This is a genomic window from Apilactobacillus zhangqiuensis (genome assembly GCF_019656215.1).
Taxonomy (GTDB): Bacteria; Bacillota; Bacilli; order Lactobacillales; family Lactobacillaceae; genus Apilactobacillus; species Apilactobacillus zhangqiuensis.
Window position 1 is genome coordinate 202,504 of record NZ_BPLK01000003.1, and the last position, 25,954, is coordinate 228,457.

Genomic DNA, 25,954 nt, shown 5'->3' on the forward strand with positions numbered 1-25,954 from the left:
ACTAATTTACATAATATTTCGATAAAAAAAGAGGATGCATTTAAAATGCATCCTCTTTTCGAATAATTATTATAGTGAGTTAGCAGCGCCTGCGTAAACAATTCCGCGACGTGCATCTACTGTAATAGTTTGACCGTCTGAGATGTTTTCAGTAGCACCCTTAGCACTAACAATAACAGGAATTCCTAATGAAATACCTAGTACTGCAGCATGTGATGTCATACCACCATCTTCAACGATAATTGCGCTTGCCTTCTTAATAGCTGGCAAGAAGTCTTTGTTGGTATTCTTAGCTACCAACACGCCACCGTCAACAGCCTTGCTGTTTGCATCGGCAGCGTTACTTGCTAAAAAAGCTTTACCGATAACAGTCTTGTCGCCAACACCTTGTCCTTGAGCAAGTTCTGAACCGATCAACTTAACGCTCATTACGTTAGTTGTACCCTTTTCGCCAACAGGTAGACCTGCAACTACAAGGATTAAGTCGCCTTCCTTAGCTAAGCCAGTTTCAACTGCCTTCTTAGCTGCGAAGTCGAACATACCATCGCTGTTTTCTGGCTTGTCAACAACGATTGGTTGAACACCCCAGTTAACCATTAGGCCACGACGTACACGGTCATCAAAAGTTAATGCTAAGATATCAGCATTTGGATGGTACTTAGAAATCATACGAGCTGAGTAACCAGTTGAAGTAGTGGTTACGATAGTCTTGATGTCAAGATCCTTAACCATTTCAGCAACTTGCTTACCGAATGCTTCAGTAACGTCACCGTTGTTGAATGCAGGACGTGCGTCACCGTATTCATCGTAGTGGTTTTCAGCCTTAACGTCTAACTTAGCCATAGTAGAAACTGCTTCTGCTGGGTAGTCACCGTTAGCACTTTCACCTGAAAGCATAGTAGCGTCAGTACCGCTTAATACAGCGTATTCAACGTCTGAAGCTTCAGCACGTGTAGGACGTGGGTTTTCAATCATTGAGTCCAACATTTGAGTTGCAGTAATAACTGGTTTACCCATTTCGTTACATCTGTGGATTAAGTGTTTTTGAACGATTGGAACATTTTCTGCTGGAATTTCAACAGCCATGTCACCACGAGCGATCATCAAACCATCAGAAACCTTCATGATTTCTTCAAAGTTGTCGATACCTTCTTGTGATTCAATCTTAGGGAAGATTTGAACGTCTTCTTTGTGTTCGTCTTCAAGTAATTTACGGATGTCTAAAACATCTTCTGGTTTTCTTACAAATGAAGCGGCGATGAAGTTAATGTGCATTTCTGAAAGACCAAAACGAATGTCGCTTGAATCCTTTTCAGTAATACCTGGTAAGTTAATTGAAACACCAGGTGCAGTAACAGTTTTACGTGAACCTAGAGTAGCGTTGTTTTGAGCAACAACAACTAGTTCCTTGTTAGCTTCATCGATTTCTTTGATAACTGAGTCTAGGATACCGTCATCAAATAAGATGTGGCCACCAACGTGAACGTCGGATAATAAGCCAGGGTAAGTAACGGCGATCTTTTCTTTAGTACCTTCAATAGAATCGTCCATTGAAATTCTAAATTCGTCGTTAGTGTGGAATTCGATCTTACCATCTTTTTGGATAGTAGTACGGATTTCAGCACCCTTAGTATCAAGCATAAGACCAACAGTCTTACCAGTTCTCTTTTCGGCTTCATGAACTTTGTTCAAACGATCAAAGTGTTCTTCATGGTCACCATGTGAGAAGTTAAATCTGAAAACATTAGCGCCAGATTCGATTAATTTGACAATAGTGTCAACATCGGTACTAGCAGGTCCTAATGTACTTACGATTTTTGTTTTCTTCATAAGTAAAAATCTCTCCTTTTATTTTGTATGATAAATCATCCTTAAAGATGACTATCATGCATAACTAGGTTTCATCTAAAATTGTATCACTTTTTAAAATTTATGTCTTTTATTTTTACGCAATTTTTTAATAATTCAAGATTATTTATAAACTACATTGCCTGGGCCTAATAATTGAATAAGTTTATCGTGTAAAACCTTGCTATTATTCAGGTTATTGTCAGCATTAAGTAGTTTTTTAGTCTTATTTTGTGAATTATATATAACGACTTGGTGAGTTCCATGATTTTGTTTCATCAATGCGTAAACATTTCTCAATACCTGATTGGAATTATGGTCTTCATCAATCTTCAAATACCATTTTTCACTAGGCATTTGCTTTTTGATCTTGCTTAAAACGTTGGCCGCTGGATAAATCTTATCAGCAATCAGTTGATATTGACCATTTCGCTTTTCTGGTTTCCCATTTACCAAGATAACCATTGAAGTCCTAATCCAATTAGCCACCAGCTTATATGTTGATGGAAAAACCGTTACGTTAATATCTCCAGCAACATCGGTTCCGTCAACGAAAGCCATGTTATCACCCTTCTTGGTTCGAATGGTTTTGACACGTTGAACAAACAACAAGCAATTAATTGGTTCGTCATAACTACCCAACTCGTCTGAAGATACAATCTTCATTGCACTTCCTAGTTGTTGATATTGCTCTACCGGATGTCCTGATAAATAAACACCAACGTATTTATTTTCTAATTCCAATTTATCAATCAAACTAAGTTCTTCGGCCGCTATCTTCTTAGGCTTTAAAGTCTTAAACAAGTCTTGTAATCCACCACTTAGGTTAACTGATTCGACGTACTCATCTATTGAATTAGCTAACTCGGATCGGTTATCGCTAAAACTATCAAATGCGCCTACATAAATAAGTGGTTTCAATAAATCGTTTTTTCTAAACTGTGGTGAAATTCGTGATATGAATTCCTCTAATCCTTTGTATGGACCATCTTGTTTTCGTCCTTCAACAATTTCATGAATAAAATCACTACGAATTCCCTTGATGCATCTTAGACCAAAGACGATATTTTGACCATCATCGATAAATCCTTCGAATGATTTATTGATATCAGGTGCCAATACTTTAATATTGCGTTTTTTGGCTTCAACAACGTAAGTATTAATCTTATCGTGATTACCCATTACGGAGTTAAGTAAGCCTGTAAAGAATTGACGACTAAAGTGTGCCTTTAGGTACGCCAATTCAAAAGCCATTTTACTGTATGCCACGGCGTGAGACTTGTTAAAACCATAACTTGCAAATCGTTCAATATATTCAAATGTTTGTTGAGCAGACTGCTTGGAATAGCCCTTTTTTTCGGCTCCTACGATAAACTTATCTCGCATTGATTCCATTACGCCTTGTTTCTTCTTACTCATTGCACGACGTAATAAATCGGCTTCACCAAGTGTAAAACCACCCATGATAGAAGCCACCTGCATTACCTGTTCTTGGTACACAATAATTCCATATGTTGGTCCCAAAACATCGGTAAGTGTTGCATCAATGCCTTCAACTTTTTGTTTGCCCTTCTTCCTGGCAATAAAAGTATCAATGTTTTCCATTGGACCTGGACGATACAACGCATCAACCGCTGCAACTTCATTAAAGTTATCAGGATGTAGTGATTTCAAAACTCGTTTAATACCATCAGATTCAAATTGGAAAATTCCGTTAGTATCACCTTGTTGGAATAATTCAAGCGTCTTTTCATCATTTAAATTAATCTTTCGAATATCAAAATTACCGTTTACGTCTTTTCTAACTAATTGAATAATGTCATTTAGAATTGAAAGGTTCTTCAAACCTAAGAAATCGATTTTCAACAAACCGATTTCTTCAACATAATTTTTAGAATATTGTGTAATCAATAATTCTTCATTTCCTGCTTGAAGTGGTGATGTTTCAACAATTTTATTTTGACTTAGTACTAGACCAGCCGCGTGGGTAGATGAATGTCTTGGATTACCTTCCAATTTAGTAGCAGTCTCAAACATTAACTTATTTAAGGCGTTGTCATGAACCAAGTTCCTCAATTTTTGTGAATTATCATAAGATTCCTTAAGTGTAATCTTTAACTTATTTGGAATTGCCTTACTCCACTCATCTTGTTCAAACTTTGATAGGCCAAAAGTTCTACCAACATCCCTCAATACTTGTTTTGTCGACATCGTATCAAAGGTAACGATTTGAGCAACATTTTGATGACCGTACTTATCGTGAACATATTTCAAGATTACATCACGTTTGTCGTCTGGAATATCCAAATCAATGTCCGGCATTTGAGCACGTTGATCGTTTAGGAAACGTTCAAACAATAGGTCGTATTCGATTGGATCAACGTCTGTAATGTACAAGCAAAATGAAACAAGTGAACCGGCTGCTGAACCACGTCCGGGACCCGTCATGATATTTTGTTGGTGAGCATAGTTAATTACATCCCAAACAATTAAGAAATAGTCATTAAAGCCCATTCCACCAATCACTTGTAATTCATGTTTTAGACGATCACGATAGATTAACCACTTATCCTTAGGAATGGATAGTTCAACTAATCGGTGTTTCAAACCAGTTATACATAATTCTGCCAGATAGTCTTTTGATGACATGTTTCTGCCATTATCATAGTGTGGCAACACCGGTTGCTTCTTACTAATCTCAACATGGCATTGACTAGCAACACGTTCATTGTTAATTAAGCATTCTTCCAGACCCTTTAATTGATAGTCATTAATAACATCGTTACTTGGTTTTAGCCAGTTTTGTGTTTCTTCATGACTTTCACCCAGTGGATTAGTCAATCGTCGATTATCATCTCGAATGCATTGCATTACCTTAAGTGCAAACGCATCATCGCTATTTAGGTTTTGAACTCTAGAGGATGCAATCAAATCGATTTCAGATTGTTTTGATATTGACTGTACTTGATTGATATAGTCATCATCTTCTAGTTTTTCTTCACTAATTGCTAGGAAGATATCATTATCTTGTTTACCGTGCTTAATCCCACTTAGAAAATCAGTTACCAGATCAGTTTGGTGTTGTTTAATTAACGCTGCAACCTCACCGTAATCGGGAACAATTATAAATGTATCTTTAGTGAAATTAATTAAATCATCGATTGAAAGCATTTCGCCTTCTTTGGTTTTAGCTAAAGTCGATAACTTCATGATATTTCTATATCCATCATTATTCTTTGCTAAAAAAATTAATTGATTCGACTCTTCATCCGCTGAAATATTTTCAATGGACAAAGTAAGCCCGATGATCGGATGAATATTATTTTTTATACACTTATCATAGAATTCAATTGCACCATACATAACTTTGTCATCAGTCAACGCCAGGTTAGTATACCCACGTTGAATTGCTGTTGAAATTAATTCATCTATTGAGATTGTACTATTCAACAAACTATATGAACTCATTACGTTTAACGGTGTATAATCCATAAAATCATCCCTTTCCTCAAATAATTATAACAAAAATATCAATTCGTTGGATTATTTATAACTGTTTTTTGCACCATAACTGTGGTAAAATTTCTATGAAATGTGAGGTGGATATGATGAAATTCATTACTTCAAATCTATTAGTTATTTTCTGGGCTGTTATCTTTGGTGAAATCATCGGATACATTGCCAGTCAATTAACTGGATTAACCTATAATTTAACTGAAATTGGTGTCGTATCAGCCGTAGTTGTATTACTTGCTGTTAACGCTTTATCACTTATTTCAAAACACTCAGTAAAATAATAAAAGCTCAAGTTAAATAACTTGAGCTTTTTTGTTTATTCAAATGTTAATTCGTTATTAGCTAAACCAATCTTAACAGTAGACTTAGCTTTAACCTTGTTGGCAATAATTAACTTCGCCAATGGGGTTTCAACTTTTCTAGTTACAAAACGTTGTAACGGTCTTCCACCATATTGTGGATCATATCCATTATCAGTAATCCAGTCTAGTGCTTCATCACTAATTTCAATCTTAATTTGTTGGTCGCTTAAGCGTTGACCTAATTGGTCAATTAGATGCTTAACAATTTCTCTTACATCCTTCTTGGATAGTGGCTTGAATGTGATAATATCATCAATTCTGTTTAAGAATTCTGGCTTAAAGCTCTTCTTTAACAAGTCATTTACTTGTTTCTTGGCTTTATCAGAAATATTACCATCCTTGTCCAAACCATTCAATAAGATATCAGAACCTAGGTTTGATGTCATAATCAATAGCGTATTCTTGAAATCAACTGTGTGGCCTTGCCCATCAGTTAGTCTTCCATCGTCTAAAACTTGTAGTAAGACGTTAAAGACATCAGGATGCGCTTTTTCAATTTCATCAAATAAAACAATAGTATAAGGATCTCTTCTAACGGCTTCAGTTAGTTGGCCACCTTCTTCATAACCTACATATCCTGGAGCAGCACCGACTAGTCTAGAAACTGATTCTTTTTGCATGTATTCAGACATGTCGATTCTTACCATGTGTTCTTCTGAATCAAATAGGTTTTCGGCTAATGACTTGGCAAGTTCTGTCTTACCAACACCGGTAGGTCCTAAGAATAGGAAAGAACCTAAAGGTTTGCTAGGATCTTGTAGTCCGGCTCTAGAACGTAAAACAGCATCGGACACAGCTTCTACCGCCTCATCTTGTCCAACCACACGCTTATGCAAATTGTCATCTAAATGAAGTAGTTTTTCTCTTTCTCCTTGCATCAAACGAGCAACCGGAATCTTAGTTTCTCGACTTAATACTTCTGCGATGCCATCTTCAGTAACAGATTCACTAACTAACCAATCTGCTTCGTGATCTTGACTTTCCATCTTGGCTAATTCTTCTTCTAACTTTGGAATGGTACCGTGTTTTAAGACGGCAGCCTTGTTTAAGTCATATGAGCTTTCAGCTTGTTGCAAGTCATTCTTGGCTTGATCTAATTCAGCCTTTTTATCACCAAGTGTCTTAATTGACGACTTTTCTTGTTGCCATCTAGCATTTAACTTATTAACGGTTTCCTTTAAGTTTGCTAATTCCGGTTCTAACTTAGCTAAGCGAGCCTTAGATTCGTCATCTTCTTCGTTCTTTAATGCAGCTTCTTCTACTTCTGCACGCATCAACTTACGGTTTGCTTGATCCAATTCTGTTGGATTGGAGTTCATTTCAACTTCGATTGTAGAAGATGCTTCATCAACTAAATCGATTGCCTTATCTGGCAAGAATCTATCTGGAATGTAACGATCAGCTAACTTAGCAGCAGCAACCAATGCGTTATCATGAATTCTTACACCATGGTGAATTTCTAGTCGTTCCTTGATTCCACGAAGAATGGTAATGGTGTCATCAACACTTGGTTCATCGACGCTAACCTTTTGGAAACGTCTTTCTAACGCCTTATCTTTTTGCATGTACTTTCTGTATTCATCAACAGTAGTTGCACCAATCAAATGTAGTTCACCACGAGCTAACATTGGTTTTAAGATATTTCCGGCATCCATACTGCCTTCAGACTTACCAGCGCCAACGATATTATGAATTTCATCGATGAACATGATAATTTGGCCTTCGGACTTTTTAACAGCCTTTAGGACCGCCTTCAAGCGTTCTTCAAACTCACCACGGTACTTAGCGCCGGCAATCAACGAACTCATATCTAGTTCAAATAATGATTTGTCCTTTAAGTTTTCAGGAACATCATTGACGGCAATTCTCTTTGCTAAACCTTCAACAATAGCTGTCTTACCAACACCGGGGTCACCAATCAAGACAGGGTTGTTCTTGGTCATTCTAGATAGAATTCTAATTACGTCTAGAATTTCTTCGTCTCGACCAATGATAGGGCCTAGCTTACCTGCTCTAGCTTCGGCAACCAAGTCCACACCGTATTTCTTAAGTGCTTGATAATTATCTTCTTGATTCTTTGAAGTCACCTTTTCGCCTCCCCTAATATTTTCTACTACTTCTTCAATCTTTTTCTTTGTAATTCCTTGGTCTTTAACATAATCAACGACCTTGTTACCATTTGTATCCATTAATGCAATTACTAATGTATCAACAGCAACATAGCCGTCACCCAAGTTCGTTTTTTCTTTTTCAGCATTTTGTAATAGTTCTAACATACTGGATGAAATATTTTGTCCATAGGTCACGCCTTGGCCATCTACCGTTGCAATTTCATCTAGTTGTTGATCTAATTGCTTTTCGAAATCATCTACGTCCATCCCGGATTCAGCAAAAATTTGTCTTGCTAATTCACCTGGTTGAACTAATACCTTGAATAAATGGGTAATTGTGATTTCTTGATGTTTGCGATTAGCAGCTACCTTTTGTGCTTCTGCTAGCGCTTGTGATACTGCTTCTGTTAATTCATCTGGATTCAATTATTTCACCTACTTAATAAAAAAATACCTATGAGAAATTCATCTCATAGGTAAATTTTACCAAAAGGTCACATTAAATCAAATTATTTTGACCTTTTTTGACTAATTATTTTTCTGCGTTCAACTTAGCGATTTCAATGATGACGTCACATGCTTTTTCCATTGTTTGAACGGATACGTATTCAAAACGACCGTGCATGTTTTCACCACCAGCAAACAAGTTTGGCGTTGGTAATCCCTTAAATGAGATTGTTGAACCGTCAGTTCCCCCACGAACTGGGAAAATGTCTGGCTTAACGTCAACATTGGTCATTGCTTCCTTGGCTAAATCAACAACTTCCATGTTCTTTTCGATCACCTCTGCCATGTTGTAGTATTGATCTTTTACTTCAACATGGACACGATCATAATCGAAGCGTTGGTTCATTTCATCAGCGATTTTCTTGAAGTATTGTTTTCTTTCTTCAAAACGATTTCTGTCGTGATCTCTGATAATGTATGACATCTTAGTTTCGTCTGGAGTACCGTTAATTTCAAGTAAGAAGTAGAATCCTTCTTTACCATCAGTGTATTCTGGTCTTTCGTATGCAGGTAGTTTAGCATTGAATTCCATTGCTAATAGAGCTGCGTTAACCATAACATCCTTGGCTTCGCCAGGATGGACATCGGTTCCTTTAATTTCAACAGTTGCACCAGCTGCGTTAAAGGTTTCGTATTGTAATTGACCCTTAGCCCCACCGTCAACAGTGTATGCCATATCAGCACCAAAATCTTCAACATTAAAATTCAATGAACCAGTTCCAATTTCTTCGTCTGGACCGAAACCAACTTCGATTTCACCGTGCTTAATTTCTGGATGGTCAATTAAGTACTTCATTGATGAAATGATTTCTGAAACTCCTGACTTGTCGTCCGCTCCTAATAAAGTGGTTCCATCAGTTGTGATAAGAGTATCACCAGAATACTTATGTAGACTTTCAAATACGTTTGGATCTAAGTTGTATTCACCATTACCTAATTTGATATTTGATTTTCCATCATAATTTTCTACAAATTGTGGGTTCACATTTTCTGAATTAAAATCAGCAGTATCAATATGTGAAATGAAACCAATCTTCTTTACATCTTTATCGATGTTTGAAGGTAAGGTCGCAAATACATATGCACTTTCTTCATTTGTTCTTACGTTAGATAAACCAATTTCTTTTAATTCTTCCTTTAATTGGTTTAAAAATACTGTTTCACGGTCTGCTGATGGAATGTTAGTACTGCTTTCATCAGAGCGTGTGTTAATCTTAACGTATCTCAAAAAACGAGGTACTAAGTCTTCATACTTACTCATGGTGTTTCCCCCTAAATAAATTGATATGGATCAGTGTTTATAGAAGATTCTATCACATCTATTGGCCATTCATAATCTTTTGCCCACTCTTTAAACATTTCTGCTAGATATGGTTTGCAAATACTTTCGATATGGTGGCCAGGATCGACAACTGACATATGGTCTGCAATCATGTCATGACCAACATGATAATAAACATCACCGGTAACATAAATGTCTGCTTCTTTATCTTTGGCAATGTTATAGAACTTACCACCGTCACCACCTAGTACAGCAACCTTTTTGACTGGTTTATTCAATTCATGACTGATTAGTCTAAGACCGGAAACATTGAAGTATTCCTTACAATTACGAGCAAATTGTTCAACTGTGGTTGTTTCCTTTAGTTCACCAATTCGACCCATAAAGTATTCAACACCTTCGTATTCACCTTGGCTAACTAGTCCTTCAACGTTTCTTAGGTCCATCGCTTCAGCTAACCAGTCGTTCATCCCGCCATCGGCATTGTCCAAATTGGTGTGGGCTGAATAAACAACGATGTTGTGCTTAATGATATCGGCATACATCTTGTTTTGTGGGACATCTAAATCCATATTCTTAACGGGTCTAAACATTGCTGGATGATGTGAAAAAATCATATCGCAATTATTGTCAATCGCTTCTTGTACGACTTCTGGTCTAACGTCTAAGGTAACCAATACCTTGTGAATTTCTTGATTAATCGATCCGATTTGCAAACCGATCGGGTCGTTTTCAACCGCGATGTCCTTTGGTGCAAATTTTTCAAACTGGTTAATTAAGTCGAATGCTTTCATTTATAACACCTCTTTAATTTCCTCAATTTCCTTCTTCATTGAATTAATCTTGTCGACTGGTTTATCATGCTTTGCCAAGTTCATTTGTTGAATGACCATTTCAATTCTTTCAATTTCATTTTCCCATTTTTCAACAAATACATCTGAATGTTGTTTCAATAAATATGGGCCAAACTTAATTTCTTGTTGTGAGTATTTAACAGGTTCATCAGTTTTCTTCGCCACAATAATTTCATAAGTGTGACCATCTTCTCTTAAGATAGTTTCATCACTGATTTCATATTGGTTATTCATTAACCATGTTCTTAGACGGTCTTCACCAACGTTTGGTTGAAGTATCAACAATTCGTCACCTGATAAGTGTGACTTACCATTTTCTAGAATGTTTTTGATTAGAGTTCCACCCATTCCGGCAATGGTAACACAATCAATTTTATCCTCAGGTTGTACTGATAATAGACCATCAGCTAATCTTGTATCAATTCGATCACTTAGGCCCTCAGCCTTAATTTCTTGAATTGCGTTGTCTAGAGGTCCTTTAGCAACCTCACTGGCAATTCCAAATTCAATTTGTTTTTGTTTCATCAAATAAACTGGCAAGTAGGCATGATCTGAACCAATGTCTGCAACTCGACTATTTTGCGGAACAAAATCTGCAACTACTTTCAATCTTTGAGATAACTTATTTGCGTCCATAAAAACACCTTTTTCTACTTTGTTATTATTTATATTATAACCGCTATAGAAAATAAAAAACAGATAGCAAATGCTATCTGTTTTAATATTATTCAAGGAAATCCTTTAGTTGTTTACTTCTGGATGGGTGGCGTAGCTTTCTCAAAGCCTTAGCTTCAATTTGTCTAATTCTTTCACGAGTAACACCAAACACCTTACCAACTTCTTCAAGAGTTCTAGTACGACCATCGTCTAATCCAAAACGTAATCTTAGAACGTTTTCTTCACGGTCAGTTAAAGTATCTAGGACACCTTCAAGTTGTTCCTTTAGTAATTCATATGCAGCGTGGTCAGCAGGACTAGTTGCATCTTGGTCTTCGATAAAGTCACCTAAGTGAGAGTCATCTTCTTCACCAATTGGTGTTTCTAGAGAAACAGGTTCTTGAGAAATCTTTAGAATGCTTCTAACTTTTTGAGTTGGCATATCCATTTCGGCACCAATTTCTTCAGGTGTAGGTTCACGACCTAAATCTTGAAGTAATTGTCTTTGAATACGGATTAATTTGTTGATTGTTTCAACCATGTGAACTGGAATTCTAATAGTTCTAGCTTGGTCAGCAATCGCACGTGTAATTGCTTGTCTAATCCACCAAGTAGCGTAAGTTGAGAACTTGAAACCTTTTCTGTAATCAAACTTTTCTACGGCTTTCATTAGACCCATGTTACCTTCTTGAATCAAGTCCAAGAATTGCATACCACGACCAACATAACGCTTAGCAATTGAAACAACCAAACGAAGGTTAGCTTCAGCTAATTCTTGCTTAGCCTCTTCGTCGCCTTCTTCAATACGAAGAGCTAAATTAACTTCTTGGTCAGCTGTTAGAAGAGGTACGCGTCCAATTTCTTTTAGGTACATTCTAACTGGATCATTAATCTTAACACCAGTTGGAGCAGAACCTGAATTCTTTAATTCAGCTTGAGTAACCTTTTTAGCTGCTTCTAAGGCACGTGGATCTGGTTCACCATTTTTATCAACAACACTGATACCAGCATCTTCGATTTTTTCTAGTAATTCGTACATTTCATTCTTAGTTAGCTTGAATGGCACAGCGATAGTGTCATTAACATCGTCATAAGTGACGTGTCCAACTTTCTTTTGCTTCTTAATTAAAGCATTGGTTGATTCTTTTAGTTCTTTCTTGTTTAACTTCTTTTCAGCCATTAAAGTGCCTCCTAAATTACAATCTGTCGTTCAACTGCTTTTGTCTTTGTAACTCGATGATTTCCATCGCTAGTTCAGTTTGTTTATCAACATCCCCTAGCTTCTTGGCATCATTCAATTCAGCTTGTTTGTTCTTAAGCTGAACATCGATTGGCGCCTCATTCATTATTATATTAACATAATCGTCAACCTCTTCTTTATTTGGTGCATCGCTCAACGGTAACATCTCAATATTAATCAACATATTTTGTAACTTTTCTTCTTTGATGAAGTCTTGAAACTCAGCTGATTTATATTCGTCATGCGTTGACATATATCCTTGTGCCAATGTGTACAGAAGTTGAAAATCATCATCCACAAAAGCAAAACCATCTTTACTCATCAAATGTTGCCACATTTCTCGTGACATTAAAATCCGATTGAATAGATAGAGTTCTGCCAACTCAACCTTACTGTGTGATCTAACATTATCAATTGGTTGAATGACTGGATGACCTTGTTGAGGTTCGTCCCTCGATTTTTGAATCGACTTGTTAATATTATTCTTCTGAATATAGGTATTCATTCGATTGGTTAAATCTAACTTGTTCAAGTTAAACTGGTCAGATAATTGATTAACATAAATGTCTCTTTCCAAAGGATCGGAAATCTTAGCAACTTCCTGTAAGACATCATTAATATAACTAATTTGGTCAGTTTCGTTGTCCAAGTTACGGTTTAACTTGAAGTATCGCATCTTAAACGATAGTGGTGATTCATAAGCGGAATGCATGTAACTAGCAAACTTTTCTTCACCATACTGTTTACGATATTCATCGGGATCAATTCCCTCAGGCATTTGAATAACACCTAGTGATAAATCTGTATTAGCAAGTAATGACAATGCTCGATTAATCGCGTTTTGTCCCGGTGCATCACCATCATAACAAACACTGACGCTCGGTGTTAAACGTTTAAGTGTAGCAATTTGTTCACTGGTAAGACTTGTTCCCATTGAAGCAATTCCGTTGGTTACACCTGATTGATAAGCGGATATCACATCCATAAATCCTTCAAACAAAATAACATTCTTTTGTTTTTGAATGGTAGTCTTGGCATCCGAAAGGTTGAATAAGACTTTTCGTTTATTGAAAATGTCAGTTTCGGGACTGTTTAGATACTTTGCTGTTGAAGCGTTTTTATCCATCACACGCCCTGAAAAACCAATTAAATTGCCAAACTCATTTTTGATTGGAAACATAATTCGGTCAAAGAAACGATCACGAAGTTTACCATCATCTGTCTCAATAAATAATCCAGACTTTCTCATGTCATCATATTGAAACTGCTTATTTTCCAAAAACTTATTTAAGATTTGTTCCTTAGGGGCAAATCCCAAACGGAAGAATTTAATGGTCTCATCAGTTAATCCACGCTCATGTAAATAATCTAATGCAGGTTGACCAACCTCAGTATTCATCAAAATATGACTATACAATTCAGTGGCTTGTTCATGCATGTCGATTAATTTTTTCTCAAGTGGATTAACGTTTGTCTTTGACTTCTTGGAATGCTTGTATTGATCAGGAATTTCAATTCCCTGCATATCAGCAACTCTCATCACCGCTTCTGGGTATGAAAGATTTTCCATTTCCATCATAAACTTAAAGACATTTCCACCTCTTCCACAACTAAAACAGTGAAAAATTTGTTTTTGTTCATTAACAGAAAATGATGCCGTGTTTTCACTATGAAATGGACATATACCAAAAAGATTGCTACCAGACTTTTTCAATGAAACAAATTGGCCAACCACATCAGCAATGTTTGTCTCATTTCTAATCTGATCAATTACTTCTTCAGGAATCATTATCAGCATATCTCCTTTCACTGATAAAAGTCGCACCAATTTTAGTGCGACTTTTGTTCAAAATACGAGTAAATATTATACAGTATTTTATCAACCCATCATAGGTTTGTCTATCAATTCTATTTTACGATTAGTTGGTTTAAGTCAGCAAACCAGTTAATCATGTTAGATAACTTAGTTAGTTCACGCAAGTGATTGTTCTTAACGTTTTCATCTTTAGCCATAACCATTGTTTGGTCAAAGTAATCGTTAATTGAATCCTTCAAGTCAAATAACTTGTTGTATTCATCGTTTGCACTTAAACCAAAGAAGTCAATTGAGATTGCTTCAACATTTGAATGAAGGTTCTTTTCAGAATCATTTTCGAATAATGATTCATCAACATTTAAGTCATCAGAAGCAAAATCTTGTTTTTCTGAAATTCTTAGAACACGAGTTAGCGCTTCAACTGATTCCTTGAAGTTATCGTCTTCCTTGTGTTCGTTTAGAATGTCAGCAACGCTAAAGATAAATTCAATGTTATCGTTTCTTGAGTGACCAGCGGCATCAATAATATCATGTCTAATCTTATCGGCCTTTAATTGCTTAACAATTCTGTCCTTGATAAATGAAACGATTTCACCAATTTCCTTGTTTTGGTCCAAGTCAGGAGCAACATTGGCATCCTTTTCAGCCTTGATGAATGCTTCCATCATTTCAGTTAGGTTGAAGTTTAGTTCTTCATTCTTAACAATTCTAACGATACCGTTAGCTTGTCTTCTCAATGCGTATGGGTCATTTGATCCACTTGGAATCATACCAGCAGCAAAGAATGTTAGGATACTGTCAAACTTATCAGCTAGAGAAAGAACTGAACCAACCTTGGTTGCTGGTAGTTCACCTGTAGCTGAAATTGGCATGTAGTGTTCACGAATTGCAGTTGCAACGGCTTCATTTTCACCCTTCAATAGAGCGTATTTTTCACCCATTACACCTTGTAGTTCAGAGAACTCACCAACCATACCAGTTACTAAGTCAAACTTGTAAATTTGAGCAGCACGTTTAACATCTTTTAGTTCTTGGTTGCTTAGTTTAGCATGTTCACCAATTACTTCGGCAATCTTTTCAACACGTTGCATTTTTTCATACATAGTTGAAATCTTATCGTGGAAGCTGACCTTCTTTAGCTTGTTAACGTAGAAGTCAATGTCTTTAGCTTGATCTTCTTGGTAGAAGAACATTGCATCTTCAAGACGTGCAGTAAGTACTTTTTCGTTACCAGCGATAACGTTTTCGATGTATTCATTGTTTCCGTTCCTAACGGAAATAAAGAATGGTAAGATGTTACCATTTTGATCGTTAACATAGAAGAATCTTTGGTTATCCTTCATTGAAGTAATTAGTACTTCTGAAGGTAGTTGTAAGTATTTTTCATCAAACTTACCAAAGAAAGCAGTTGGCCATTCAACTAAGTTGTTAACTTCTTCAAGTAGGCCTGGGTTAATGTTAATTACCCAGTTATTTTCATCTTGAATTTCTTTGATTTGCTTAACGATTAAGTCTTTACGCTTTTGCGCATCAACCATAACGAATTGTTCTTTTAACTTTTCTTCGTATTCGTCAGCTGAATTAATAGTTGTGTCTTGACCTAAGAATCTATGACCACGACTTACGTTTGAAGCAGTTACGTCTAGAATTTGAATTGGTAGTACTTCATCATCTAATAGAGCTACCATCCATCTAATTGGACGGATAAAGTCTAAACGGTAAACGTTCCACTTCATTAATGTTGGGAAAGTCATACTTGTGATGACGTCCTTTAGTCCCATTAGAACTTCTTTAACTGGTTTTCCAGCAATATGTTTTTCGACGAAAACATATTCAGTACCTTTAACTTCTTTAAATGTAATGTCGTCTGTGCTTAGTCCTTGTCCCTTAGTGAAACCGATGGCAGCTTTTGACCAGTTACCTTCGTCATCTAAAGCAATTTTCTTAGCGGGACCCTTTACAGTTTCGTTTACATCTGGTTGTTTGTCAGCCAAACCTTCAATTTGAATAGTTAAACGACGAGGAGTTGAGAATGGCTTAACAGCATCAAAATCAATTCTTTGATCTTTTAAGTAATCTTCAGTCTTCTTAACTAATTGTTTGATACTAGGAGTTACCACATGAGCTGGCATTTCTTCTAGTCCAATTTCAAGTAAAAATGTGTGAGCCATTATTTTTCCTCCTTGTTTTCATCATCTTTTAGAAGAGATTGTCTTAATTTTTCATCTTTAATAAGTGGGAAGCCACGTTTCTTTCTTTCAGCAATGAATGCCTTAGCAATTTCTCTGGCCATTCTTCTGATTCTTGAAAGATATCCGGCACGTTCAGTAACTGAAACGGCACCTCTGGCATCCAATAGGTTAAATGTATGGCTACATTTTAGAACGTAGTCGTATGCAGGGTGAACTAGACCATTTGCGATTTGTTTTTTAGCTTCTGTTTCGAAGTCATCAAACATCTTTAGTAACATTTCTTGGTTGCTTTCTTCGAAACTGTATTTTGAGTGTTCGTATTCAGGTTCCTTGAAGATATCACCGTACTTCACGCCATCACTCCATTCTAGTTCAAAAACGTTGTTAACGTCTTGAACATATGAAGCAAGTCTTTCTAGACCGTATGTGATTTCTGAAGCAACAGGGTTCATTTCTTGACCACCTACAATTTGGAAGTAAGTAAATTGAGTAACTTCCATTCCATCTAGCCAAATTTCCCAACCAACACCGGCACAACCCATTGATGGGTTTTCCCAGTTATCTTCAACGAAACGAATATCGTGTTCTTCTGGGTTAATGCCAAGTTCTTTTAAACTATCCAAGTATAGTTCTTGAATGTTTTCAGGAGATGGTTTCATGATTACTTGGAATTGGTGATGTTGGTATAAACGGTTAGGGTTTTCACCATATCTACCATCAGCAGGTCTTCTAGAAGGTTCAACGTATGCTGCGTTCCATGGTTCAGGTCCAATTGCACGTAAGAATGTGTATGGACTCATAGTTCCGGCACCTTTTTCAGTATCGTATGCTTGCATTAACATACAACCTTGTGATGACCAGTATTGTTGTAATTTTAAAATGATGTCTTGCATTGACAACTTTTCTGTCATGTTACTTCCTCCTAATAAACGAATGGCATAAAAAAAACCTATGCAAAAAGTATACTTAAATACAGTTTACATAGGGACGATTATTCGCGGTTCCACCCTACTTCTGACTTTCGTCAGCAGCTTGATTTCTTTGGTTCAAAAAGTGCCAATCATCGAAAAATGCAAGTAGCTCACACTGTCCTACTATCGCTGAATATCATTTTATTCAATGACCCTCTTTTGTCATTACCATTCGTATTTATTTAATTCAATTATAGTTTACAATTGCTAAAAAATCAATTCTATAATCTTAGGTCATTCATTTGATCTAAGAAACTTTTACTCTTCAAATGAATCCCAACGGAATCAGAGTAAATCTTATCGAGAAGCATTCTTAAATTTTGCTTTGTATTATCATTTACATTAACATTTCCCAATTTGTTTAAATCAATAATTGAAAAACGACGTAAATAATAAATAGTCTTTTGATCTAGGTGCAAACGGTTAGCATCTAATTGGAAATGATTTTGACAAATCAATCCACCATAGGCTTCAGAATAGTCAAAGTTAAGATCAGTCCGACCACAAATGGCACATCCCCTTAATTCTGGTTGAACACCAAACTCACCTAATAGTTGAATTTCACATATATTGGTAATCACCTCTGGATCAACACCGTTATCAATTAATCGTAATGCTGCGAATAACTGGTTAAACCAGTGTGGAATTGGTGTTGAATCGGGAAAAGCAACGTCGACTAAAGACATAATGTACGTAGCATAAGCGTTTAAGAAAATATCCTCGCTAATATTTTCATAATGGTCAGTATCTAATCCACTATAAATATAAGATAAGTTTTCAGCATTTATCTTTCCAGAATACGTACCATAGGTAAAAGGCAAGATATCCGCCATCATCTTAAATCCTCTTTTACGAGCACCTCGGATGAAAAACATCTTCTTGCCTGCCTCGGCCGTTAAAAACTTAACTAACATATCATTTTCTTTGAAATTCTTTCGATATAGTAAAATACCGTGAAAATTCATATATGTTTGTGAATCCATCTTTATTCACCGACCATTTTTAAAATTTTAGTAATTATCTTTCTTGTATCCTAATGACTTAAGAACAGATGATTCATTACGCCATCCTGGATGAACCTTAACCCAAAGTTTTAAGTAGACCTTGCTACCTAATAAATCTTCGATGTCTTGTCTAGCAAGTGTTCCAATCTTCTTAAGCATTGAGCCTTGCTTACCAATTAAGATTCCCTTTTGACCCGGACGATCCACTAAGATGTCAGCTTGGATATCAACATTACCGTTTTCCTTAGTCTTCATGCTTAAGATATCAATTGCAATTGAGTAAGGAATTTCGTCTCTTGCTAACATTAAGATTTTTTCTCTGATTAGTTCAGCAACGATAAAACGTTCTGGGTGATCAGTTACTTCATCTTCTGGGTAGTATTGTGGACCAGCTGGCAATAATTGCTTCAAGTTGTCCATTAGTTCATCAACGTTGTTACCTTGTAGTGCAGAGATTGGGAAAACTTCTTTCCAATCAAGTGCCTTCTTGTAAATATCCATGATACTCAACAACTTGTTTGGATTGATTTCATCAATCTTATTAATGATTAGATATACTGGCTTATCAATTTCTTTTAAACGATTGATAATAAAGTTATCACCGGCACCTCTAGTTTCGGTGGCACTTACCATGAATAAAACAGCATCGACTTCTTTTAAAGCTGAGAAAGCTGATTTTTCCATGAAATCATCTAATTTATTATTTGGTTTGTGAATTCCTGGTGTATCTAAGAAAACAATTTGTGATTCATCATCAGTGTATACACCTTGAATCTTATTTCTAGTTGTTTGTGCTTTATCACTCATAATCGCAATCTTTTGACCGATAATACGGTTTAAAAATGTTGATTTACCAACGTTTGGTCTACCAACGATTGCTACAAATCCTGAATGAAAGTTTGGATCAAATTCCATAATAATTCCTCCGTGTTGTTAAAGTCCAAATATAATTGGAACATATACCAATAATCCGATGATTGCTGCAAAGATTGACGCAATAACCACACCTGCTGCAGCTACGTCTTTTGCCTTCTTGGCAATCTCATCATACTTATTACCAACAATTAAATTAACAATTGATTCACATAACGTATTTACAACTTCAGCGATTAAGACAATAAATATTGCTAACAAAATCCAAACCCATTGGCTCAAATCAATCTTAAGAATAAACGAAATAATCACTACGATTAAAGATGCAATTAGATGAAATCTAAAGTTACGTTCTGTCTTGCATAATATCACCAAACCATCAAAAGCGTGCTTAAATGATTCAGCGAAACTACGATTTTTTCTGACTACTTTTTTATCTTTTAAGCCCATAGTCATCCATGATCTTTCTTTGCAATGGGAACATAACGTCTTCATCTTCTTGCTTCATGTGATCATAACCGTTTAAGTGTAGGAATCCATGAACAACAAGGAAACCTAATTCACGTTCGTATGAGTGGTCTAAAAATTCTGCTTGTTCAGCAACCTTATCGATTGAAACAAAGATGTCACCAATGTTTTCTGGGATTTCTGCGGCCATTTCATCATCCATAATTAATGGAAAATCATCATCACCGTCTTCAATCGCAAAACTAATAACATCAGTTGCGCGGTCAACACCACGATACTTACTGTTAATTTCCTTAATTTCGTCATTATTAACGAAAGTTACTGACATTTCAGTATTATCCTTAAGGTCTAATGCTTTGCTAGCAAATTGCAATACATCTTCCACTAAATCGATGTGCTTTTGGTCTACACCGTCTTTTGTCTTATCGTAAATTTCTAAATCCATTCTGGTACTCCTGTTATAAAATTTCTATTTTTGTTGATATTCTTCGTATGCATCGATGATTCTAGCGACTACCGGATGTCTAACAACGTCTTTAGAATCAAACTTAACAAAGCGAATTTTTTCAACATTTTGTAAGATTGATTGAGCTTGAACCAAACCACTACTTGCATGTTTTGGTAAATCAATTTGAGAGATATCACCATTAACAATCATCTTAGAACCAAATCCTAGACGAGTTAGGAACATCTTCATTTGAGCTGTTGTTGTATTTTGTGCTTCATCTAAGATAACAAATGCTGAGTCCAATGTTCTACCACGCATATAGGCTAACGGTGCAATTTCAATAACTCCTCTTTCCATCAACCTAGCAGTGTGTTCTCTTCCTAGAATTGAATGAAGAGCATCGTAAATTGGTCTTAAATATGGATCGACCTTTTCTTTTAAGTCACCGGGTAGAAAACCTAAGCTTTCACCGGCTTCTACGGCAGGTCTAGTCAAAATAATCTTTTCGACGTCACCGTGTTTTAATGCTGCAATTGCCATAACCACAGCTAAGTATGTTTTACCAGTACCGGCAGGTCCAATTCCAAAGGTAATATCATTACGCTTTACGGACTGAACATATTGTCGTTGACCAAAGTTCTTTACACGAACTGGTTTACCTTTAAAGTCCTTAATTAATATTTGATTGTATAGCTCTTTAAAATAACTTAACGTATCATTTTTAGCCATATTCATAGCAGATACAAAGTCACTGCTATTCAATGTAACACCATTTTGAATTAAGTCCATTAAGTTCTTAAAAATTGAAATAACTTTATTAACATTATCTTCACTTCCGGATACCTTTACATTTGTTCCAAAAGCATTAATTGATACTTCCATACCCTCTTCAAGAATTGTAACGTATTTATTTTGTGCCCCTAATAGCTTAGGTTCAAAATCTAAATTATGAATAATAAATTCTTTGGTTACTTCAGTTTGTTCTGTCAATATAGCGACCCCTTTTTTATTGATAATCAAATATTAGCACAGATTTTGACTTTAAAAAAGTTATTAATATGTACTAACAAAGCGTGATTGCGACCTAACACAACCACACTTTATAAATAATTAGCTTAAGTGAGCTTTTACAGATTGGTTAACTTCGTTTCCGTCAGCTTTACCCTTAACCTTTGGCATGATAGCACCCATTACTTTACCAAAATCAGACATTGCTGAAGCGCCAACTTCACTGATAGTTTCTTCAACTACCTTGTCAATTTCTTCTTTTGACATTTGTTTTGGAGCGTACTTGCTTAGCACAGCTAATTGTTCTTCTTGTTCGGCAACTAAATCATCTCTACCACCATCTTTGAATTCAGCAATAGATTCCTTAACTTGCTTAACTTCACGACTGATAACAGTTAGTTCTTCGTCATCACTTAAATCATGACCTAAAGCAACTTTTTCGTTAGTTAGGGCTGATTTTAGAGAACGAATAACGTTCAAAGCAGTTTTGTTGTGTTCCTTCATTGCATTTTTAAGATCTTCATTAAGATTCGTAGCGATACTCATTATAGTTTCCCTCTTTCAAAATATTCTGCTTAGTTTTAGCAAAAAAAACGTCCCTGAAATAACAGGAACGTTTTTAGTAATTAAAAGCGACGGCTTTTTTTCTTGTTGTTGCGCTTTCTTGCTGCTTCAGATTTTAATTTACGTTTAACACTTGGTTTTTCGTAGAATTCTCGTTTACGGTATTCACGTAAAGTACCGTTCTTGGAAACTGTACGTTTGAAACGACGAAGAGCATCATCAAGAGATTCGTTTTTACGAACGACTGTTTTTGACATATGAAAATTCCCTCCCTCCGAGCTCGAAATACAACAGTTAATCTTTTATTTATTAAAACTGTTCTTAATAATTATACAAAACAATATTTATAACGTCAATATTACTTTTCAATTTAAAACTACTTTTATGACAGTTTTTTAGATATAATATAGTCGTAAAAAAGGAGTGATTTTATTGAAACATATTAATATCTTTGCCATCTCAGATTCTAGTGGTGAAACAGCGATGCAAGTGGCCAAAACCGCAGGTGCACAATTCGAAAGTGCTGATATTTCATACGAACGATACCCATTTATCACTACCGAATCAATGCTAAGTGGTATCTTAAAAATTGCTAAGCAAAAAGAAGCCGTTATCTTTCATACCCTAGTTAACGCTGATCTAAGTAAATCAATCGAAGACTTTTCAATGGCTAATCAATTACAAAACGTCGATTGTGTTCAAAAACCAATGAAGGCCATTAGTAATCAGTTAGGTTTCAACCCTGAACGGGTTAGTGGTTTGGTCCACGATTTAAATGATGATTATTTCAAAAGAATTGAAGCAATGGAATTCTCCGTTGAAAACGATGATGGCAGTAATCCACAAAACCTTACAAAAGCTGACGTTGTCATTTTGGGAATTTCTAGAACTTCTAAGACCCCTTTATCACTATACCTAGCTAATAAGCAATTAAAGGTATCAAACGTTCCAATTGGCCCTACCATCCAATTACCTAAAGAAGTCTTTGATGTAGATCCAAAGAAAATCATCGGACTTACTAGCGTTACTAAAGATATTCAAAAAATCCGCAAAGCTAGAATGGCTTCTTACGGTATCGATGAGGATACACCATATTCCAACTCTAAAAACATTGATGAAGAATTAGAATATGCCAACAATTTATACCACAAACTAGGTTGCTTAATCATTGATGTTCATGATAAATCAATCGAAGAAACTGCTACCGTCATTATGGAAAGCTTAGACCTAGATTCATATAAATAAAAAAAGAGCTGTTAAGCTCTTTTTTTATTGGTTTAAAATATCATCCATTAAATTGTTATTGAATTTTTGTTCTTTTAACATTTTAACTTCGAAATAATGTGGTGAAACTTTCTTTTTAGTGCCTTCAATAGCAACAGCAGGTGTTTCCATGATCTTTGGAACATCAACTAATGCTTCATGATGAGCAACATAGTTCAAAGCATCGAAACCAATCGTTCCTAATCCAATAATTTCGTGTCTATCCTTATGGCTACCAAAATCATTCTTTGAATCATTTAAATGAACAACCTTTAATCGATCTAAACCGATTACGTGATCGAATTCGTTTAATACACCATCAAAGTCTTCTTTAACATTGTAACCAGCATCGTTAGTATGACAAGTGTCGAAAGTAACGGATACTTTATCGTTATCCTTAACACCATCAATAATTTGTGCAATCTCCTCAAAGGTACGGCCAACTTCAGTTCCCTTACCCGCCATAGTTTCTAAAGCAATTTGCACCTTTTGATCAGGTTCAATTACTTCGTTTAATCCTTTGGCAATTTGAGCAATTGCTTTATCTGCACCTTCACCAACATGAGAACCTGGATGTAACACAATTTGTGTTGCACCAATGGCCTCAGCACGCTTAACTTCTTCGTGTAAGAAATCAACGCCAAACTTAAAGTTTTGTGGTTTGGTAACATTACCTAAATTAATGATGTATGGAGCATGAACAACGGTTTCTAAAATACCATGTTCTTTCATGTATTCTTTACCGTCTTCGGCTCTTAATTCATCTATTGGTTTTCTTCTAGTGTTTTGAGGGGCACCAGTGTAAACCATAAATGCATTTTCACCATAGCTGTCAGCTTCTTTAGCAGAACCTAAAAACATAGTTGAGCCATTCATGCTAACGTGAGATCCGATTAAAAACTTACTTGTCATTACTAATCATCCTCATTTCATCAACAAATTTTTCTGAAGAATCTGCAGATTCCCATCCACAGTATTTTTCGTAGAATTCTTCATACTTCTTATCGTATTCAGAATACTTCTTTTCCTTGTTAAATGCATCAATTTGCTTGTAAAAATCATCTTCGTCTTCAACAACAGGTCCAGGTAATTCGGTTCTGTAGTCGAAGTAGAATCCTCGAATGTCATCTTCGTAATGCTTCAAATCATATGCGTAGAATAACATTGGTCGTTTTAAGTTAGCATAGTCAAACATTACTGATGAATAATCTGTAATCAATAAATCTGACATTAAGTATAAATCACTGATGTCTTCTTCGACCATGATATAAACACGATCTTCAAAGCCCTTAATATCAATGAAATCTTTTACAAGATAATGTGGTCTGATAATTAATACAGTATTTTGATCAACTTGTTCGAAGAAAGTCTTCAAACTAAATGGTAGTTCAAAGTTGTAAACACCCTTACGTTTGTAATTATCATCACGCCAAGTTGGTGCATAGGTAATTACGTTTAAATCATCTCTACCAAGGTATTTTTTCTTAAGTTTACTAATGTTGTCTTGATTGTCACCATAATATAAAACGTCATTTCTTGGGTATCCAATATCCAAGAATTTGTTATTAAAATCAAAAGCTCTAGCAAAAATATCTTTAGAGTATTGATTAGGTGCAATCAAGTAATCCCAACGATGAGCTTCATTAGTAAAGTTTAACTTGTACTTTTCAGTATTAGTACCAGGCATCATAACATTTTCAATATCGGTACCTAATTTCTTTAAAGGAGTACCATGCCAAGTTTGCATGTAAACAGTACCCTTATTCTTATTCCACCATTTTGGTGTTCTAGAATTAAATACCCAGAAGTTAGCTCTGGCCATTACCCATACCCATTTAGGCATGAACTTTTTAACCATTTTAATATCAGGATATAATCCCTTAAAAGTTTTGTAATTAGCTTTTCTCACAACAAAGTAAGCCTTAGATTTGTCTTCCGGATACTTTTTAATCCATTTTTCATAGATAGCTGCGGGGTTATCGTTAATATCTTTTCCTTGGAAACTTTCAAAAACAACTAAATTCTTCTTTACTGGTAAAGCAATTAATACATTATTAATTAAAATCAATACTCGACGAATTGACTTCTTAATAAATCTAACCACTTTTTTCTTAATTTTCATCATACAACAATTTCAATCCTTTTAACTTTAACTAAATGTAATCCACGAAACGAGCTCTGAACTTGTAGTGTAGATGTGATCCAACCAATAGGAAGAATAATACGGTTAGCCAGAAGATTAACATCAACATTGGCTTTTGCCAGAACCATGCTTCACCTAGCATTGATTCTCTAAATCCAGAAACAATGTAGAAGAATGGGTTTAATTGTAAGAATCTTACAAAGAATGCTGGGAATGCGTTTGTTTCAAAGTTAAATAGCACTCCTGACATGTAGAACAATACTCTCATGATTGATTGTAAGAAGATACGGTAATCACGAACAAGAATAGTTACAGTTGAGTTAAAGATACCAAATGCTAATAGCCAGCAAATCATTGCAAAGAAGTAGTATAGCCATTGAATCCAGTACAAGTTAGGTAGTACTCCACCCTTTAGGTAACCTAAGATAATTGAACATGCAAGCATTGCCCAGAATGAACTTAAGTTAGTTAAAATCTTGATTGATGGTAATACACTAACTGGGAACTTCATTTTTGAAACCATACCAACTTGTTGGTAGATACTCTTTGAAGCGTCCAAAGTAACACTGTTCATGTAGAACCATGGAGTAATACCGATAACCATCCAAGTTAGGTAATCAACACTACCAGATGTACCCTTCTTCAAACCAACACCGAATACTAACCAGTAGATTAAGATTTGAATAATTGGGTATAGGTATGCCCAAACAATACCTAGATAATGACTTTGGTAATCAGACTTATCTTGATACTTTGAGACTCTAAACATTATTGGTAAATTTTGAATTTGCTCTTTAATTAATGTAATGACTTCCTTCAAGTCGATC

General features: G+C 35.7%; 22 protein-coding genes. 2 read left to right on the top strand and 20 right to left on the bottom strand.

The genetic code is table 11. From position 1 onward, the window contains the following. Positions 1-69: 69 nt before the first annotated feature. Positions 70-1,830 (bottom strand): pyruvate kinase, encoded by a 1,761-nt coding sequence (pyk, locus tag K5Q07_RS03710; RefSeq protein ID WP_220729702.1) that lies wholly within the window; start codon positions 1,828-1,830, stop codon positions 70-72. Between the two features lie 141 nt (positions 1,831-1,971). Next, positions 1,972-5,340, bottom strand: coding sequence for a DNA polymerase III subunit alpha (gene dnaE, locus K5Q07_RS03715; protein ID WP_285289182.1), 3,369 nt, complete (start codon positions 5,338-5,340; stop codon positions 1,972-1,974). Between the two features lie 116 nt (positions 5,341-5,456). On the opposite strand from dnaE, the gene K5Q07_RS03720 reads away from it, so the two are divergent. Then, a complete protein-coding gene (locus tag K5Q07_RS03720) occupies positions 5,457-5,645 on the top strand; it encodes a DUF2929 family protein (protein ID WP_220729705.1) in 189 nt (62 codons plus the stop codon). 35 nt (positions 5,646-5,680) lie between these two features. Here the strand turns inward: K5Q07_RS03720 and clpB are convergent, their stop codons facing one another. The 15 genes from clpB to rpsU form a co-directional block, all read right to left on the bottom strand. Beyond that, positions 5,681-8,263, bottom strand: coding sequence for an ATP-dependent chaperone ClpB (gene clpB / locus K5Q07_RS03725; protein ID WP_220729707.1), 2,583 nt, complete (start codon positions 8,261-8,263; stop codon positions 5,681-5,683). 106 nt (positions 8,264-8,369) lie between these two features. Continuing rightward, complete coding sequence (gene pepT / locus K5Q07_RS03730) at positions 8,370-9,605, bottom strand: peptidase T (protein ID WP_220729709.1); 1,236 nt, start codon at positions 9,603-9,605, stop codon at positions 8,370-8,372. A gap of 11 nt (positions 9,606-9,616) precedes the next feature. Beyond that, positions 9,617-10,420: a Nif3-like dinuclear metal center hexameric protein gene (locus tag K5Q07_RS03735; RefSeq protein WP_220729711.1), complete on the bottom strand. Its 804-nt coding sequence runs from the start codon at positions 10,418-10,420 to the stop codon at positions 9,617-9,619. Then, positions 10,421-11,116: a tRNA (adenine(22)-N(1))-methyltransferase gene (locus tag K5Q07_RS03740; RefSeq protein ID WP_220729713.1), complete on the bottom strand. Its 696-nt coding sequence runs from the start codon at positions 11,114-11,116 to the stop codon at positions 10,421-10,423. 88 nt (positions 11,117-11,204) lie between these two features. Continuing rightward, positions 11,205-12,317: an RNA polymerase sigma factor RpoD gene (rpoD, locus tag K5Q07_RS03745; protein WP_220729715.1), complete on the bottom strand. Its 1,113-nt coding sequence runs from the start codon at positions 12,315-12,317 to the stop codon at positions 11,205-11,207. Positions 12,318-12,333: 16 nt separating this feature from the next. Continuing rightward, positions 12,334-14,166 (bottom strand): DNA primase, encoded by a 1,833-nt coding sequence (gene dnaG, locus K5Q07_RS03750; protein ID WP_251067629.1) that lies wholly within the window; start codon positions 14,164-14,166, stop codon positions 12,334-12,336. Positions 14,167-14,285: 119 nt separating this feature from the next. After that, on the bottom strand, positions 14,286-16,364 hold the full coding sequence (gene glyS / locus K5Q07_RS03755) for a glycine--tRNA ligase subunit beta (RefSeq protein ID WP_220729717.1): 2,079 nt from the start codon (positions 16,362-16,364) through the stop codon (positions 14,286-14,288). Then, the gene (gene glyQ, locus K5Q07_RS03760; RefSeq protein ID WP_034530772.1) at positions 16,364-17,296 is read right to left on the bottom strand and encodes a glycine--tRNA ligase subunit alpha; all 933 of its coding nucleotides are present in this window, start codon (positions 17,294-17,296) and stop codon (positions 16,364-16,366) included. Before glyQ ends, glyS begins: the two co-directional genes overlap by 1 nt. Positions 17,297-17,577: 281 nt before the next feature. Beyond that, positions 17,578-18,339 carry a DNA repair protein RecO gene (recO, locus tag K5Q07_RS03765; RefSeq protein ID WP_220729719.1) on the bottom strand — a complete coding sequence of 254 codons (762 nt, stop codon included), beginning with the start codon at positions 18,337-18,339 and terminating at the stop codon, positions 17,578-17,580. Between the two features lie 27 nt (positions 18,340-18,366). Beyond that, complete coding sequence (era, locus tag K5Q07_RS03770; protein WP_373310035.1) at positions 18,367-19,278, bottom strand: GTPase Era; 912 nt, start codon at positions 19,276-19,278, stop codon at positions 18,367-18,369. 15 nt (positions 19,279-19,293) lie between these two features. Continuing rightward, positions 19,294-19,689 (bottom strand): diacylglycerol kinase family protein, encoded by a 396-nt coding sequence (locus K5Q07_RS03775; protein WP_053791814.1) that lies wholly within the window; start codon positions 19,687-19,689, stop codon positions 19,294-19,296. Next, positions 19,667-20,146, bottom strand: a complete 480-nt coding sequence (gene ybeY, locus K5Q07_RS03780) for an rRNA maturation RNase YbeY (RefSeq protein ID WP_053791815.1) — start codon at positions 20,144-20,146, stop codon at positions 19,667-19,669. The genes K5Q07_RS03775 and ybeY overlap by 23 nt, the downstream gene beginning before the upstream one ends. 24 nt (positions 20,147-20,170) lie before the next feature. Then, positions 20,171-21,139 carry a PhoH family protein gene (locus K5Q07_RS03785; RefSeq protein WP_034533953.1) on the bottom strand — a complete coding sequence of 323 codons (969 nt, stop codon included), beginning with the start codon at positions 21,137-21,139 and terminating at the stop codon, positions 20,171-20,173. Between the two features lie 120 nt (positions 21,140-21,259). Further along, positions 21,260-21,703 (bottom strand): GatB/YqeY domain-containing protein, encoded by a 444-nt coding sequence (locus tag K5Q07_RS03790; protein WP_054483492.1) that lies wholly within the window; start codon positions 21,701-21,703, stop codon positions 21,260-21,262. Positions 21,704-21,783: 80 nt separating this feature from the next. Then, on the bottom strand, positions 21,784-21,978 hold the full coding sequence (rpsU, locus tag K5Q07_RS03795; protein WP_034530758.1) for a 30S ribosomal protein S21: 195 nt from the start codon (positions 21,976-21,978) through the stop codon (positions 21,784-21,786). Positions 21,979-22,153: 175 nt separating this feature from the next. On the opposite strand from rpsU, the gene K5Q07_RS03800 reads away from it, so the two are divergent. Then, a complete protein-coding gene (locus tag K5Q07_RS03800; protein WP_220729723.1) occupies positions 22,154-22,966 on the top strand; it encodes a pyruvate, water dikinase regulatory protein in 813 nt (270 codons plus the stop codon). Positions 22,967-22,990: 24 nt separating this feature from the next. On the opposite strand, the gene K5Q07_RS03805 is transcribed toward K5Q07_RS03800, so the two are convergent. The 3 genes from K5Q07_RS03805 to K5Q07_RS03815 are packed head-to-tail and all read right to left on the bottom strand — an operon-like array spanning position 22,991 to position 25,947. Then, the gene (locus K5Q07_RS03805; protein WP_220729725.1) at positions 22,991-23,896 is read right to left on the bottom strand and encodes a deoxyribonuclease IV; all 906 of its coding nucleotides are present in this window, start codon (positions 23,894-23,896) and stop codon (positions 22,991-22,993) included. Next, positions 23,886-25,100 (bottom strand): CDP-glycerol glycerophosphotransferase family protein, encoded by a 1,215-nt coding sequence (locus K5Q07_RS03810; protein ID WP_373310036.1) that lies wholly within the window; start codon positions 25,098-25,100, stop codon positions 23,886-23,888. Before K5Q07_RS03810 ends, K5Q07_RS03805 begins: the two co-directional genes overlap by 11 nt. A 37-nt stretch (positions 25,101-25,137) precedes the next feature. Further along, positions 25,138-25,947, bottom strand: a complete 810-nt coding sequence (locus K5Q07_RS03815; RefSeq protein WP_034530755.1) for an ABC transporter permease — start codon at positions 25,945-25,947, stop codon at positions 25,138-25,140. Positions 25,948-25,954: the final 7 nt, after the last annotated feature.

Coding starts and splice junctions, on each gene's coding strand:
- pyk (WP_220729702.1), bottom strand. CDS start 1,830: ATGAAGAAAACAAAAATCGTAAGTACATTAGGACCTGCTAGTACCGAT.
- dnaE (WP_285289182.1), bottom strand. CDS start 5,340: ATGGATTATACACCGTTAAACGTAATGAGTTCATATAGTTTGTTGAAT.
- K5Q07_RS03720 (WP_220729705.1), top strand. CDS start 5,457: ATGAAATTCATTACTTCAAATCTATTAGTTATTTTCTGGGCTGTTATC.
- pepT (WP_220729709.1), bottom strand. CDS start 9,605: ATGAGTAAGTATGAAGACTTAGTACCTCGTTTTTTGAGATACGTTAAG.
- K5Q07_RS03735 (WP_220729711.1), bottom strand. CDS start 10,420: ATGAAAGCATTCGACTTAATTAACCAGTTTGAAAAATTTGCACCAAAG.
- K5Q07_RS03740 (WP_220729713.1), bottom strand. CDS start 11,116: ATGGACGCAAATAAGTTATCTCAAAGATTGAAAGTAGTTGCAGATTTT.
- rpoD (WP_220729715.1), bottom strand. CDS start 12,317: ATGGCTGAAAAGAAGTTAAACAAGAAAGAACTAAAAGAATCAACCAAT.
- dnaG (WP_251067629.1), bottom strand. CDS start 14,166: ATGATTCCTGAAGAAGTAATTGATCAGATTAGAAATGAGACAAACATT.
- glyS (WP_220729717.1), bottom strand. CDS start 16,364: ATGGCTCACACATTTTTACTTGAAATTGGACTAGAAGAAATGCCAGCT.
- glyQ (WP_034530772.1), bottom strand. CDS start 17,296: ATGACAGAAAAGTTGTCAATGCAAGACATCATTTTAAAATTACAACAA.
- recO (WP_220729719.1), bottom strand. CDS start 18,339: ATGGATTCACAAACATATATGAATTTTCACGGTATTTTACTATATCGA.
- K5Q07_RS03775 (WP_053791814.1), bottom strand. CDS start 19,689: ATGACTATGGGCTTAAAAGATAAAAAAGTAGTCAGAAAAAATCGTAGT.
- ybeY (WP_053791815.1), bottom strand. CDS start 20,146: ATGGATTTAGAAATTTACGATAAGACAAAAGACGGTGTAGACCAAAAG.
- K5Q07_RS03790 (WP_054483492.1), bottom strand. CDS start 21,703: ATGAGTATCGCTACGAATCTTAATGAAGATCTTAAAAATGCAATGAAG.
- rpsU (WP_034530758.1), bottom strand. CDS start 21,978: ATGTCAAAAACAGTCGTTCGTAAAAACGAATCTCTTGATGATGCTCTT.
- K5Q07_RS03805 (WP_220729725.1), bottom strand. CDS start 23,896: ATGACAAGTAAGTTTTTAATCGGATCTCACGTTAGCATGAATGGCTCA.